Origin of the sequence: Rhodopseudomonas sp. B29 (assembly GCF_000333455.1) — a bacterium.
GTDB lineage: Bacteria > Pseudomonadota > Alphaproteobacteria > Rhizobiales > Xanthobacteraceae > Rhodopseudomonas.
This window is the reverse complement of the sequence record NZ_BADD01000371.1, coordinates 1-14,242: the sequence shown is the minus strand read 5'-3', so window position 1 is coordinate 14,242 and position 14,242 is coordinate 1. Positions and strand designations below refer to the sequence as shown.

General features: G+C 65.8%; 13 protein-coding genes. 7 read left to right on the top strand and 6 right to left on the bottom strand.

Annotation, left to right across the window (positions count from 1 at the left end; translation table 11 throughout):
* On the top strand, positions 1-863 hold an 863-nt coding region (locus tag I5M_RS13435; protein ID WP_022721871.1), incomplete at its 5' end, for a bifunctional diguanylate cyclase/phosphodiesterase.
* A 115-nt stretch (positions 864-978) separates the two neighbouring features.
* Here I5M_RS13435 and I5M_RS13430 read toward each other — a convergent pair.
* On the bottom strand, positions 979-1,848 hold the full coding sequence (locus I5M_RS13430; protein WP_022721870.1) for a YiiX/YebB-like N1pC/P60 family cysteine hydrolase: 870 nt from the start codon (positions 1,846-1,848) through the stop codon (positions 979-981).
* A gap of 213 nt (positions 1,849-2,061) precedes the next feature.
* Here I5M_RS13430 and I5M_RS13425 point away from each other — a divergent pair, with 213 nt between their 5' ends.
* Positions 2,062-3,498: an NAD(P)/FAD-dependent oxidoreductase gene (locus I5M_RS13425; RefSeq protein ID WP_031336296.1), complete on the top strand. Its 1,437-nt coding sequence runs from the start codon at positions 2,062-2,064 to the stop codon at positions 3,496-3,498.
* Positions 3,499-3,539: 41 nt separating this feature from the next.
* On the opposite strand, the gene pheT is transcribed toward I5M_RS13425, so the two are convergent.
* From pheT to rpmI, 5 genes are all read right to left on the bottom strand, one after another.
* Positions 3,540-5,945 carry a phenylalanine--tRNA ligase subunit beta gene (gene pheT / locus I5M_RS13420; RefSeq protein WP_022721868.1) on the bottom strand — a complete coding sequence of 802 codons (2,406 nt, stop codon included), beginning with the start codon at positions 5,943-5,945 and terminating at the stop codon, positions 3,540-3,542.
* A 141-nt stretch (positions 5,946-6,086) separates the two neighbouring features.
* Positions 6,087-6,572: an endonuclease domain-containing protein gene (locus I5M_RS13415; protein ID WP_022721867.1), complete on the bottom strand. Its 486-nt coding sequence runs from the start codon at positions 6,570-6,572 to the stop codon at positions 6,087-6,089.
* A 215-nt stretch (positions 6,573-6,787) separates the two neighbouring features.
* Positions 6,788-7,870: a phenylalanine--tRNA ligase subunit alpha gene (gene pheS, locus I5M_RS13410; RefSeq protein WP_022721866.1), complete on the bottom strand. Its 1,083-nt coding sequence runs from the start codon at positions 7,868-7,870 to the stop codon at positions 6,788-6,790.
* A gap of 144 nt (positions 7,871-8,014) precedes the next feature.
* Entirely contained in the window at positions 8,015-8,374 is a 360-nt protein-coding gene (gene rplT / locus I5M_RS13405; protein WP_022721865.1) for a 50S ribosomal protein L20, read from the bottom strand.
* Positions 8,375-8,464: 90 nt separating this feature from the next.
* On the bottom strand, positions 8,465-8,665 hold the full coding sequence (gene rpmI / locus I5M_RS13400; protein ID WP_011155610.1) for a 50S ribosomal protein L35: 201 nt from the start codon (positions 8,663-8,665) through the stop codon (positions 8,465-8,467).
* Positions 8,666-8,993: 328 nt separating this feature from the next.
* Between rpmI and I5M_RS13395 the strand changes: the two genes are divergently transcribed.
* The 5 genes from I5M_RS13395 to I5M_RS13375 all read left to right on the top strand — a co-directional run bounded on the left by I5M_RS13395 (position 8,994) and on the right by I5M_RS13375 (position 14,200).
* The gene (locus tag I5M_RS13395) at positions 8,994-9,956 is read left to right on the top strand and encodes a LysR family transcriptional regulator (protein ID WP_022721864.1); all 963 of its coding nucleotides are present in this window, start codon (positions 8,994-8,996) and stop codon (positions 9,954-9,956) included.
* Between the two features lie 22 nt (positions 9,957-9,978).
* Positions 9,979-11,175 carry a TauD/TfdA family dioxygenase gene (locus I5M_RS13390; protein ID WP_022721863.1) on the top strand — a complete coding sequence of 399 codons (1,197 nt, stop codon included), beginning with the start codon at positions 9,979-9,981 and terminating at the stop codon, positions 11,173-11,175.
* Positions 11,176-11,302: 127 nt separating this feature from the next.
* Complete coding sequence (locus tag I5M_RS13385; protein WP_022721862.1) at positions 11,303-12,451, top strand: ABC transporter ATP-binding protein; 1,149 nt, start codon at positions 11,303-11,305, stop codon at positions 12,449-12,451.
* The gene (locus tag I5M_RS13380; protein WP_022721861.1) at positions 12,444-13,370 is read left to right on the top strand and encodes a carbohydrate ABC transporter permease; all 927 of its coding nucleotides are present in this window, start codon (positions 12,444-12,446) and stop codon (positions 13,368-13,370) included. Before I5M_RS13385 ends, I5M_RS13380 begins: the two co-directional genes overlap by 8 nt.
* Entirely contained in the window at positions 13,367-14,200 is an 834-nt protein-coding gene (locus I5M_RS13375) for a carbohydrate ABC transporter permease (RefSeq protein ID WP_022721860.1), read from the top strand. Before I5M_RS13380 ends, I5M_RS13375 begins: the two co-directional genes overlap by 4 nt.
* Positions 14,201-14,242 lie beyond the last annotated feature (42 nt).

Below are 14,242 nucleotides of genomic sequence, written 5' to 3'. Positions count from 1 at the left end.
AGGACGCCCGCGGCACCTTCAGTTTCTTCGAGCCCGGCATGGACGCCCGCGCCCAGGCGCGCCGCAAGATCGAGACCGAGCTGCGCGCTGCGCTGCAGAACGACGTGCTGCGGCCCTACTATCAGCCGCTGATCGGCCTCGGCGACGGCCGCATCACAGGCTGCGAGGCGCTGGTGCGGTGGCCGCATCCGGAACGCGGCATGATCTCGCCGGCCGAATTCATCCCGGTTGCCGAGGACACCGGACTGATCAACGCCATCGGCGCCCAGATCCTACGCTCCGCCTGCATGGACGCAGCCGCATGGCCCGACGACGTCCGCGTCGCCGTCAATCTGTCGCCGCTGCAATTCCGTATCGGCAACCTCCTGAGCGTGGTGATGGACGCGCTGAAACAATCCGGTCTGCCGCCGCGCCGGCTGGAGCTGGAAATCACCGAAACGTTGCTGCTCGAAAAGAGCCCGCAGGTGTTGGCGACGCTGCATGCGCTGCGCGCCCTCGGGGTGCGCATCTCGATGGACGATTTCGGCACCGGCTATTCGTCGCTGAGCTATCTGCGTAGCTTCCCGTTCGACAAGATCAAGATCGATCAATCATTCGTCCGCGGCCTCGCCGACAATCGCGAGTCGCAGGCGATCATGCGGGCGATCATCAATCTCGGCAAAGGCCTCGGCGTCACTATCACGGCCGAAGGGGTCGAGAACGAAGACGAAGTCGCGTGGCTGCGTGCCGAAGGTTGTCAGGAGGCGCAGGGCTACCTGTTCAGCCAGGCGCGGCCGAACGCCGAGATCACCGGTTTGCTCGAACTGCAGAAAGCCGGCGGACCGACGGCCGGTCAGTTCGGGGTGGCGGCGCAGGTGGCGTAGCGATCAATCGATCTGCCGTAGGGTGGCGCTGAGCGAAGCGAAGCCCACGCGGACCTAGGCTTTGATGCAGGGAGCGCGTGGGCACGGCGCTGCGCGCCTTTGCCCACCCTACGAACTAAGCAACTACTTCCGTATCGCGAGCCGGCGCCGTCTCGTCAGCCGCTTCAGGAACGAGCGGCGGCGGCGCGTGAACTCCTTTGTGAAAGGGATCGAACAGATCCGCTACCTCCGCGAGCGGCTTCTGCTTGTCGGCCCAGTGCAGCGTGGTGTAGTCGAAACCGCCGATGATGGTCGGCTTGACGACCTCGAAATACGGCGAGATGTCGAAATCCCGCGGCATGTACAGCGACGAGTCGCGGATATGCAGGATCTCGCGCCGAGCGTTGCGGCTGCCGGCGGTGGTGATCTTCGGCAGGATCGGATAGCGGACGGCGTCGAACGCCTGCGCGATGAGCGCCGAGCAGATGATCTTGGTCGGATCGCCCGAGCCCAGCGCGATCATGCGGCGGCGATAACGCTGCGGCACCGGCATCGGAAACAGGTAGCGCGCCAGATCGACGATGTTCTTGGTGTCGTAGCCGAAGCCGATGCGGTTGATGGCGTAGCGGCACACCGTATGGCGGTCCTCATAGGACAGCCCGACCGGCCGGCAGACCCGCGTGTGATAGTTCAGATGCCGCGACAGCGGTGACGACGACACACCCTCGCCGATATTGGCCTCGATCAGCACATGCGGCTCGCCGTTCGGCGCGACGGCACCGTCGATCGGCCCGACATAGAGGCAGGCGTGCGACCAGGTCGACTGGGTCAAATACTTGATGATACCGGCGATGCGGCTGTTGCCTTCGACCAGCAGGACGTCGCCGGGCTGCAGCATGTCACGCAGTTGATCGGGATTGCTCGGGGTGAACGGCTCATACCCCGGCTCCTCCTTCTGCAGGTAGTTCGCCATCAGCTTGCCGATGGCGTCGAGCACGAGGCCCATGCTGGCTTCCCCACCCCATCGCGACGTCGCAGCATGGTGGTCGAAAGCCCTTGCCATTTTAGTTCACCGGGTTCCTGAGCGGTCCTCACCAATCGTTCACCATGGCGGGTTGCCGGTCCTTCGCGATTGCGGCAAGTTGCTGTGAACGCACGCCTTGCTGAATCGCTCCGCGCCGAGACCGGTCCCGCCGCACAAGCCCTCGGAAACCATGCCATGACGATGTCGCGACGCCGCCTGCTCGAAGGCTTGCTCGGAGCCTCTGCGGGGGTCGCACTCCTCCCTGTTTTGGGCAGGCGTGCTCTCGCCGCGTTGCCGCGCGAAGTCGATGTAGTGGTCATAGGCGCCGGCGCCGCCGGTATCGCCGCCGCCCGCAGGATCGAAGCCGCGGGCCGCAAAGCCCTGATCGTCGAGGCGGCGTCCCAGCCGGGCGGCCGCTGCATCACCGACACCGCGACCTTCGCGGCGCCGTTCGATCGCGGCGCCCGCTGGCTTTACAATCCGGACGGCAACCCGATCGTCAAAGTGGCGCGCAGCGTCGGTGTCGATATCGCGCCGGCGCCGGCGGGACAGAAGCTGCGGATCGGCCGGCGCAACGCGCGAGCGCGTGAGACCGAGGATCTGCTGGCGACGATTGTGCGTGCCAGCCGCGCCATCGACGAAGCCGGGCGCGGCAAGACCGACGTCGCGGCGTCCGCGGCCTTGCCGAACGATCTCGGCGACTGGGCCTCGACGGTGCGCTTCGTGCTCGGCCCGTATAATGCCAGCAAGGATCTCGAAGCGCTGTCCGCGGCGGATCTCGGCGCCGCACAGTCGCGTAACACCATGATCGGCTGTCCGCAGGGGCTCGGCACGTTGCTGTCGCGGCTCGGTGCGCCGCTGTCGATCGCGCTGTCGACGCCGGTCACCCGCGTGACCTGGGGCGGCCGTGACATCGGCGTCGAGACGGCGGCCGGCAAGATCGCCGCCAAGGCGGTGATCGTCACCGCCTCCACCAACGTGCTGACCTCGGGCAAGATCGACTTCAAGCCCGAACTTCCCAAGCGGCAGCTCGACGCCGCGGCGAAACTGTCGCTGGGTTCGTTCGATCGCATCGCGCTGCAGTTCAAGGGCAACCCGCTCGGCCTGTCGCGCGACGACACCTTGATCGAACAAAGCGACGGCCCGCGCACGGCATCGCTGCACGCCAATATCGGCGGCTCGACGCTGTCCGCCGTCGGCGTCGGCGGCAGCTTCGGCCGCGACCTCTCCGCGCAAGGCGAGGCCGCGATGCGCGCATTCGCGATCGAATGGCTGAGCAAATTGTTCGGCAGCGATATCGAACGGGCGGTGGAGCGCGTCGCGGTGACGCGCTGGAACGCCGAGCCCTATATCCTCGGCGCGATATCGGCTGCGGCACCCGGCAGCCAGGGCGCGCGGCGCATTCTCGCCGAGCCGCTCGGCAATCTGTTCATCGCCGGCGAAGCCACCAGCGACACTCTCTACGGCACCGTACAGGGCGCGTGGGACAGCGGCGAACGCGCCGCCGACGCCGCACTGAAACGCCTCGGCCCAGCGAAGGCACCGGTGGCGGAGAAGCCCGAACCGAAGCGCAAACGCCGCCGCACGCAGCAGCCGCGCTCAGCGGATTCCGCGCCGCGTTGGCCGAGGTAGTTCGGCGGCGGCGACACACGCGGACTGAGTCCGCCAACCAACTACCCGCGCAGCACGCCGCCGGTCTTCTTCGTGACTTCCGCCACGATCTTGGCGCCGACGGCATCGATCTCGGCGTCGGTCATGGTTTTTTCGCGCGGCTGCAGCGTCACCGCGATGGCGATCGACTTCTTGTCGGGATCGATGCCCTTGCCCTCATAAACGTCGAACACGCCGACCGATGTGATCAGCTTCTTGTCGACGCTCTGGGCGGCTCGGACCAGGTCGGCGGCCGCGACCTTGCGATCGACGATGAAGGCGAAGTCGCGCGACACCGGGTGGAAGGCCGAAAGCTCGATCTGCGGCTTGGCGCGGGTCGGTTTCTGCTTCGCATCGGGGATCTTGTCGAGGATCACCTCGAACGCGACCACCGGCCCGTCGGCCTTCAGCGCTTCGAGCACGCGCGGATGCAGCTCACCGAAGTAACCGAGCACGTTGGGCCCGATCTGGATCGCACCCGAGCGACCGGGATGCAGCCAGCCCGGCAGCTTGTTCGTCGCAACCTGCAGGCCTTGCATGGGCGCGCCGGCGGCGGCCAGCACCGCGAATGCATCGGCCTTGGCGTCGAGCGCGCTCGCCGGCGCAGAGCCCGACCAATGCCGGCCGAGACCGGCCGACGAGGCGACGCCACGGCGCACACCGCTGGCGGCCATCATCTGGTCCTGCGGCTTGTCACCCTTGAACACCTGACCGACTTCGAACAGCGCCAAATCCGGATAGCTGCGATCGGCATTGGCCTGCGCCGCCGCGATCAGTCCGGGCAGCAGCGACGGGCGCATGTCGGACAGATCGGACGCGATCGGATTGGCCAGCGCCAGCTCGGCCTGGCCGCCGCCGAACAGCTCGGCTGCATCCTTGCCGATGAACGACCAGGTCACGGCCTCGGTCAGCCCGCGCGCGGCGAGCCCGCGCTTGGCGCGGCGGGTGCGGTTCTGGATCGGCGTCAGCACCGGCTTGCGCGGCTTGTCACCGCGCTCGAACGGCACCATCGGCACCTGATCGACGCCGACGATGCGGACGATCTCTTCGACGATATCGGCCTTGCCGTGAACATCGCTGCGCCACGACGGCACCGCGACCTTCACCACCGGCCCCTGGCCCGCCACTATGAAGCCGAGATGCGTCAGGATGCGACGCGCTTCGGTGAGCGACACATCGATGCCGGCGAGCCGCTTGGTCTCGCTGAGCGGGAAGTCGATGACGCGGTCATCGCCGAACGACCTGCCGACGACGATCGCCTCCGACGGCGTACCGCCGCAGAACTCCATCACCAGTTTGGTGGCGAGTTCCAGCCCCGGCACCATGAAGGCCGGATCGACGCCGCGCTCGAAGCGATAGCGCGCATCGGTGTTGATCGCGAGCTTGCGGCCGGACTGCGCGATGTTGATCTCGTTCCACAGCGCCGATTCGATCAGCACGTCGGTGGTGTCGGCCGAGCAGCCTGAGAGTTCGCCGCCCATGATGCCGGCCAGCGACTCGACGCCGTGATCATCGGCGATGACACAAACGGACGGATCGAGCGTGTAGGTGCGGCCGTCGAGCGCCAGCAGCGTCTCGCCGTCCTTGGCGCGGCGGACCACCAGATTGCCCTTGACCTTGGCGGCGTCGAACACGTGCAGCGGACGCGAGCGGTCGAACGTCAGGTAGTTGGTGATGTCGACCAGCGCGTTGATCGGGCGCAGCCCGATCGCGGTGAGGCGCTTCTGCAGCCACTCCGGCGACGGACCGTTCTTGACGCCGCGAACTAAGCGTAGCGCGAAGCCGGGGCACAGCGCCTCGTCTTCGACGGTGACTTTCACCGGACAGGGGAATTCGCCCTTGATCGGCTTGAGGGGCTGATCCTTGAGCCTGCCCATGTCGGCGGCAGCGAGATCGCGCGCGATGCCGTGCACGCCGGCGCAGTCCTGTCGGTTCGGCGTCAGGTTGATATCGAGCACCGGATCGCCGAGCTCGGCCCACTCCGCATAGGCGGCGCCGACCGGCGCATCGGCCGGCAGCTCGATGATGCCGTCGTGATCCTCGGAGATGGCAAGTTCTGCTGCAGAGCACAGCATGCCGCGGCTCTCGACGCCGCGAATATTGCCGACGCCGATCGTGAAGTCCTTGGCCGGAATGTAAGTGCCGGGCGCCGCGAACACAGTGACGAGTCCGGCCCGCGCGTTCGGCGCGCCGCACACCACCTGCACCGGCTCGCCGGCGCCGGTGTCGACGCTGCAGACCTGCAGCTTGTCGGCGTTCGGATGCTTGCCGGCGGTGAGCACCTTGGCGATCACGAACGGCTTCAGCAGCGCCGCCTTGTCGACGATGTCCTCGACCTCGAGCCCGATCATGGTGAGCTTGTCGGCCAGCTTCTCGAGCGGCTCGACGGTGTCGAGATGATCTTTCAGCCAGGAGAGCGTGAGCTTCATTGGTGGTTACTTCCGTCTGGCACGGTGCGTGTGTCGTGCTGAATAGCGAGGCTCGGCCGCGTGTCGCCCTCACCCCACCCCTCTCCCGCAAGCGGGAGAGGGAGCGCACTGCGCCGGGTTGAGAGGCTGCGGATCATGTCGTTAGTCCGAATCTTCCGAAGTCGAGCTCTGCTTGCCCGGTTCAGGCCGCGGCTTCGCCCCACGCTCGGCGCGCTCCCTCTCCCGCTTGCGGGAGAGGGTTGGGGTGAGGGCACTTGCGGCAAGCTCGGTCGCAATGCTCTGCAGCACGCCGGCACGATTGCTCATGACGTCGGCGTTGCTAAAGCGGATTACGCGAAACCCGCGGGCTTCGATCGCTGCAGTCCGCGCCGCATCGCTGCGCTCTGCGTCATCGGCGAAATGTTGCCCGCCGTCGATCTCGACCACCAGCTTTTTCGCGTGGCATGCGAAGTCGGTGATATACGGCCCGATCGGCACCTGGCGTTTGAACGAGAACCCGTCGAGCTGCTTGTCGCGCAGCGCCGACCACATCAGCCGTTCGGCATCGGTCGACTTCTTGCGCAGTTCGCGCGCATGGCGGCGCTGACTTGACGACACGTTCCAGGTTGGTTGCTTCGGATCATCCATCGCAAGCTCCGTGCCCGTGTCGCCCTCACCCCACCCCTCTCCCGCAAGCGGGAGAGGGAGCGCGTCGTGCCGGGTTGCGAGGGCTTCAATCATCTCAACGACAAATCGTCTTTAACTAGGCAATGAGCTTCCGCGAGCGGCTGCCTGCTCCCTCTCCCGCTTGCGGGAGAGGGCTGGGGTGAGGGCACTTACTCCAAGCACCGCGCCAGCCTGACTCACGAACTCAGTCCCCCCGCCAGCGTCGGAATATCCAGTGGCTTGAAGCCGTAGTGAGCGAGCCACCGCGCGTCGGCTTCGAACAGCTGTCGCAGGTCGCTCATGCCGTATTTCAGCATCGCGATACGATCGATGCCCATGCCCCAGGCGAAGCCCTGGTACACGTCGGGATCGATGTCGCAGGCGCGCAGCACGTTGGGATGCACCATGCCGCAGCCGAGAATTTCCAGCCAGTCCTCGCCCTCGCCGAAGCGGATCTCGCCGCCCGAGCGGCGGCACTGGATATCGACTTCCAGCGACGGCTCGGTGAACGGGAAGAACGACGGCCGGAACCGCATGTTGAGCTGATCGACCTCGAAGAACGCCTTGCAGAACTCGTGCAGGATCCACTTCAGGTGGCCGAGATGGCTGCCCTTGTCGATGACGAGACCCTCGACCTGATGGAATTGCGGCGTGTGAGTGGCGTCGGAGTCGATGCGATAAGTACGACCCGGACAGATGACGCGGATCGGCGGCTTCTGGCTCAGCATGGTGCGGACCTGCACCGGCGAAGTATGCGTGCGTAGCAAGAGGCGCGAGCCGTCCTCCTTCGGATTGAAGAAGAAGGTGTCGTGCATCTCGCGCGCCGGATGGCCGACCGGGAAGTTCAGCTTTGTGAAGTTGTAGTCGTCGGTCTCGATGTCCGGACCTTCGGCGACTGCGAAGCCCATGTCGGCGAAGATCGTCGTGACTTCGTCCCACACCTGGCTGAGCGGATGAATACGGCCCTGCTCGGCCAGCGGCTCGCGCAGCGGCAGGGTGACGTCGATGGTCTCGGCCTTCAGCCTGGCATCGAGCGCAGCCGCCTTGAGCACGTCTCGCCGCGCAATCAGCGCCGCATTGATGGAGTCCTTGGCGAGGTTGATGGCCGCGCCCTCAGTCTTGCGCTGCTCGGGATCCATCTTGCCGAGCGTGGCGAGCAGCGCCGAGACGGAGCCCTTCTTGCCGAGCGCGCCGACGCGCACCGCTTCGAGCGCGGCTTCATCGGAAGCGGCGGTGATATCGGCGAGGATCTGGGATTGTAGGTTTTCGAGATTGGACATGAACCGCCGTTCCCCTCAAGAAGTCATGCCCGGGCTTGACCCGGGCATCCATCGCTTCTCGAAAGATGGATCGCCGGGTCAAGCCCGGCGATGACGGTCAACCCGGTCGAACGTCGGGGCCGGCAACGCGGCCTCGACTGAACCTCAGGCCGCGAGCGCGGCCTTGGCCTTCTCGGCGATGGCCTGGAACGCCGCCGGCTCGTTGATCGCGAGATCGGACAGAACCTTGCGGTCGACGGTGATGCCGGACTTAGCGAGACCGTTGATGAACACGCTGTAGGTCATGCCGAGCGGGCGCACCGCGGCGTTGAGGCGCTGGATCCACAGCGCGCGGAACGTCCGCTTCTTGCGCTTGCGATCGCGGAACGCGTACTGGCCGGCCTTGTCGACCGCGGCCTTGGCGGTGCGGATCGTGTTCTTGCGACGACCGCGATAACCCTTGGCGAGCTTGTAGACCTTCTTATGCTTGGCGTGAGCCGTCACACCGCGTTTGACGCGAGCCATGACTGATCTCCTTCATCTGAATTGGGTTTGCTTGGCCGCGCGGACGCGGCCCGATGATGAGGTTGCCGCGCGCTTGCGCGGCCAGAACGGTCAGGCGTTCGGCAAGAAGTACTTCTTGATGTTGTCGCCGTCGGTCTTGAAGATCGCGCGGGTGCCGCGAAGCTGACGGATCTGCTTCTTGGTACGCTTGATCATGCCGTGGCGCTTGCCGCGCTGGGCGGACATCACCTTGCCGGTGGCGGTGACTTTGAAGCGCTTTTTGGCGCCGGATTTGGTCTTCAACTTGGGCATTTGGCTCTCCTGGTGCCACGACGAACAGCGCCCGGAAGGCGCCTGCCGCAGCGGATTTGCTCGCTAGAGCGTTGAAATTGCGCGATTTTCCCCAAAGTGGGCAGTCACGCGCAGGGGCCATCGCCACGGCAGCCCTTGATCAGCCGGGCGATGAAGGACCGGCTTATGGCAGAGAAGGGCCGAATTGGCAACGGTCCAGCCCCGCCGAGAGCGCTCGCCGACCGGCTCCCCAGCCTTCGCCACGCCAGGTCCGATCCGCCCCGATCACACGCCTGTCACGCAAACTATTGTCAATCGCGACGGTATCCAGGTCAAACGGTTGAACAGGATGGCGAGACTCGGCACGGACTTGCGGCAAACCCTGACGCTGCGCCAATTGCGGATCTTCCTGCTCGCCGTCCAAACCTCGAGCGCCTCAGCGGCGGCGCGGCAGCTCGGCATCAGCCAGCCCGCCGTCAGTCAGCACATTCAGGAACTCGAGAAGGTTTTGCGCGTCCGGCTGTTCGAGCGCGTCGGCATTCGCTTGCTGCCGACGGCCGCGGCCGTGGCGCTGGTCGACCCGGTGCGACGCACACTCGCCGGCATCGACATGATCGAGCCGTCGGTCGCGATCTATCGCGAGGCCGAGGCCAGCTACGTGCGGATCGGAACCGGCGCGACGGCCTGCATCCACTTTCTGCCGCAGCCGATCGCCCGCACCCGCGAACGCAATCCGGGGATCCAGATTCTGGTCGTCACCGGCAACGTCAACGAACTCGTCAAGGCGGTCGAAGACGGCGGACTGGATCTGGCTCTGGTGACGTCCGAACGTTTGCGCCCGAGCGCCGCGCTCGAAGTCGAACCGCTGTTTCCCGAAGATTTCATCGGCATCCTGCCGCCGTCGCTGGCCTATCAGATGCCCGCCGAACTTTGCGCCGCCGACCTCGCGCGCCCACCGCTGATCCTGTTCGAGCCCGGCGGCCGCACCCGTGACATCACCGACGACTGGTTTGCCGCCCAGAACATCAAGCCGATCCCCACCATGGAGCTCGGCAGCGTCGAAGCAATCAAGACGATGGTGGGTGCGGGGCTCGGCGTGTCGCTGATTCCCGAGCTTGCTGCGTCCGGCAGCAGCGACGGATTTCTGCGCCGGCCGCTGATGCCACCGCTGCAGCGGCATCTGTGCCTGGTGATGCGCGGCGACAAGGTGCCGGACGGCGGCCTTCGCGCCTTCATCACTGAACTCAAACTCTCGGCCCAGGCTTTCATGGCCCATAAGGAGCCGGCGTTGTCGCCCATAAGCGCCGATTAGCGAAACGCGATGGCGGCGTCACATGCCGCACGTATGGCTGCATCAGGTGACGGCGGCCGGCCGCAGCTACCACCCCCACAGCAACGCGCTGCGGCTACGCCGCGGCCAAGGAGGTGCCATGAACATCGCCGTGAGAATTCCGGACTATTCCCCCGCCCCCGGCCCGATCGGAGGACCGCTCGCCTGGCAATCCGCGCAGCTGAGCGAGGACACGAGCTGGGTTCACCATCTCGGCCCTGACGACATTGCCGAACTCGAAGCCGCCGCCGAGAAGAGCCGTTCGGACGGTCTCGCCATTCTGGACATCCGCAAGGACAATTTCGCGCTGCCCCTGGTATCTCGGAAAGTAGAGCTTCTGCGCCACGACATCATGAACCGCTTCGGCTTCGGCTACATGCGCGGCCTGCCGGTGCAGAACTACGACCGTGACACCGTGATGCGCATGTACTTCGGCCTATCGGCGCATCTGGGCGACGTCGTGCCGCAGAACCGCAACGGCCACATGATCGGCCACGTCCTGGACATCGGCACCGACGTCAACGACTACAACAAGCGCCTGACGCAGACCTCCGCCGAACTGTCGTTTCACTCGGACGCCTGCGATGTCGTCGGCCTGCTGTGCCTGCACACTGCGATGCACGGCGGCGAGAGCGCGCTGTGCAGCGCCATCGCGGTGCACGACGAGATGATGCGTCGTGACCCCGATCTCTGTCGCGCCTTGTATCAGCCGGTGACGGTGGATCGTCGCGGCGAGATTCCGGAAGGCAAGCAGCCCTGGATGCGTATTCCCGTGTTCATGTGGCAGAACGGAGAATTCACCGGCTACGCGCCGCTGCCGGACTATATCCGCTCGGCCAAGCGCTTCGAAGACGCGCCCAAGCTGACCGAGCTGCAGGAGCGCGCGCTCGATCTGTTCTTCACGCTGTGCTGCGACCCGCAATTCGCGGTGCGGATCCCGTTCGAGCCGGGCGATTTCCAGTTCGTCCACAACCACGTGGTGTTTCATTCGCGCACCGCGTTCGAAGACTGGCCCAACCAAGCCGACAAGCGCCATCTGATGCGCATCTGGATTTCGCTGCCCGAAGGCCGCGAGCTGCATCCGGCGATCGCCGAGCGCTGGATTCACATCACGCGCGGCACCGTGCGCGGCGGCGTCAACATACCCAACCGCAAGGCGCTTATCATTCCGATGGAGCCGATGACTCCGGCCTTCTCCTAATCGACGCGCCAGCTCCAACAAGCATTGCCGCCGGAAGTTCACGCCGGCGGCGGCGCATCAACTACCAGCTTTGCAAAACTGACAAACACCCGATCTATAACTAACAATGTCATGGAGAGGAGTTGTCATGCCGTCGGTGAGACTGTCGTCGATCTCACGATCGATCGGGGCCCGAGCCATCCTGTGGGGCATCGATCTCGAAGTTCGCGACGGCGAGATCGTCAGCCTGCTCGGGCCGTCGGGCTGCGGCAAGTCCTCACTGCTTCGCATCGTCGCGGGCCTCGACGCACCTGATAGCGGCATGGTCGAGATCGACGGCCGCGTCTGCACCGACGTGCCGGCGAGCCGGCGCAACATCGCGATGGTGTTCCAGAATCTCGCGCTCTATCCCCAGATGACGGCGCGGCAAAACCTCGCGCTGCCGCTGCGGGTACGCCGCATGACGCGGATGCAGCGCCTGACCAGCCCGCTGCGCAAGATAGCGCCGCGATTCTTGATGGGCGACGCGCGCCGGCAGGAACAGAAGATCGCCCGCGACGTGGAGACGCTCGCCGGCAAGCTCGGGATCAGCGACCTGCTCGACCGGCTGCCGGCCAAGATGTCGGGCGGCCAGCGTCAGCGCGTCGCGATCGGCCGGGCGCTGATCCGCGACTGCCGCCTGCTGCTGCTCGACGAGCCGCTGTCCAGCCTCGACGCCAAGCTGCGCGAGCAGGCCCGCAACGAGATCGTGCAGATCCTGCGCGGCTTCGGCGTCGCCTGCATCTTCGTCACCCACGATCAGTCCGAAGCCTTCGCGATCTCCGATCGTGTCGCGGTGATGCTGGACGGCCGCATCGCGCACTACGCCACCCCGTCCGAAATCTATCATGCGCCCGCGAACCTGGCGGTCGCGCAGTTCGTCGGATCGCCGACCATCAACAGGCTCGCCGTCGACAGTGCGGCCGGCCGCTTCGGTCTCGAAGGCCTGACCCTGGGCGCCGATGTTGTCGTGCCGATCGGCAGCGCCACCATGGCGTTTCGTCCAGAGCACCTGCAGGTCCGAGCAGCGCCTGTCAAAGGCCCGCGCTGGACGATCGCGCGGATCGAGGACCACGGCCACGACGGCCTGCTGCATGTGACGAACGAGCACGGCCACAGCCTCGCCGCACGCATCGTCGATCCGGCGGCGTGGCGCTGCGGCCAGACGATCGCCATCACGATCCAGCGCGCGCTGTTCTTCGACGCGCAGGGAGATCGTCTTGAGGCTGAGCCGCTGCCGGAGGCGCTGCATGGCTGAGACACTGATCCTCGCCGCGCCGATCGAAGCACGCGACCAGCCGCAGCAAAAGGCTGACGGCCGCTGGATTCCCTACACGATGATCGCGCCGGCAGCCCTGCTGCTCATCGTCCTCATCCTCGTGCCGGCCACCCTTGTGCTCGCGACGGCCTTCACCGATTGGCAGATCGGCGCGGGCCACGCGAACTACACCGGCCTCGAGACCTTCAGGACGCTCCTATCGGAGCCCGACTTCCGCAAGGCAGTTGTCAACACCGTCCAGTACGTCGTGATAGTCGTACCGGCGACGACCGTGCTGGGCCTGTTCGCCGCCGTCCTGCTGATGGATGTCGGGCCGATGGCGCGGATTTATCGGGCGGTGCTGTTCATGCCGACGGTCGCCACCTTGGCGGCGATGTCGATCGCCTGGCAGATGCTGCTGAGCCCGACCGTCGGCGCGCTGCCGCAGATCATGCGGCTGCTGCATCTGGCACCCAATAACTGGCTGCAGGATCCCGATCTCGCCCTGACGGTGCTGGCGGTGATCGGCGTGTGGGCGGAGCTCGGCTTCGCCATGTTGTTCTTTCTCGCGGGGCTGAAATCGATCCCCCCGGAGCTGCACGACACCGCGGTGCTGGACGGCATCGGCGGATTTTTCGACCGGCTCTGGCACGTGACGCTGCCGCATCTCGTCCCGATGACGATCTTCGTCGTGTTCTTCGAGACCGTCCACGCGCTGCGCACCTTCGACACCGTCGCCGTGATCACCCATGGCGGCCCCGAGAAGTCGACGCTGCTGCTGCTCTACTTCATCTATGTCGAGGGCTTTCAGCTGTTCCGCACCAACATTGCGGCCGCCGCCACGGTGCTGTTCCTGCTGGTCGTCACCGCCGCCAGCCTGCTGCAATGGCGCTTCGCCGGCCGCGAGGCACAGCGATGAGACCCGGCTCCTCGATCGCCGCCCAGGCGCTCCGCCACCTGCTGCTCGGCACCATGGCGCTCTGCGCGTTGTGCCCGATGCTGTGGGCGCTGCGGCTGTCGTTCATGTCGAGCGCCGACATGTTCGCGTCCGAGTTTCGGCTGTTGCCGTCGCACTGGATCGGCTTCGACAACTACGTCCGGGCGCTGACGGCTTCACCGCTGCCCCACTTCCTGATCAACGGCGTGATCGTCTGTGGCGCCATCGTCACCGCCCAGATCGCGGTTGCGGTGCCCTGCGCCTATGCGCTCGCCAAGCTCCGCTTTCGCGGACGAAGCATCGTGTGGAGTGCGGTGCTGATCGGACTGATCGTCCCACCGGCGGCGCTGGCGCTGCCACTGTTCGTGATGGCGGCCTACGCCGGACTGATCGACAGCTATCTCGGCCTGATCCTGCCGTGGACAATTTCCAGCGTGGCGATCTTCCTGTTCAGGCAGGCGTTCCTCGGCGTGCCCGACGAAATCCTCGATGCGGCGCGGCTCGACGGCCTCGGCGAATGGGAACTGCTGTTCGTCGTACTGATGCCGATGATCAAGCCGGCGATCGGCGCGCTGACCATGATCTCGCTGGTCGCGCATTGGAACGACCTGCTGTGGCCATCGGTAGTGGTGACGTCGGCCGCCAAGGCGACGCCGCCGTTCGGCGTGATGCTGTTTCGTACCCAGGAAATCGGATCGGACTACGGCCCGCTGCTCGCCGGCGCGCTGCTGATTGCGGCGCCGCTGCTGCTGGTCTTCCTGTTCACACAGCGCCGCTTCTTCGACGAGTTCGGCACCCACGCCGACAAATGAGCTTCCACCACCACGTCATGCCGACCAACTTCAGAGGCCTCA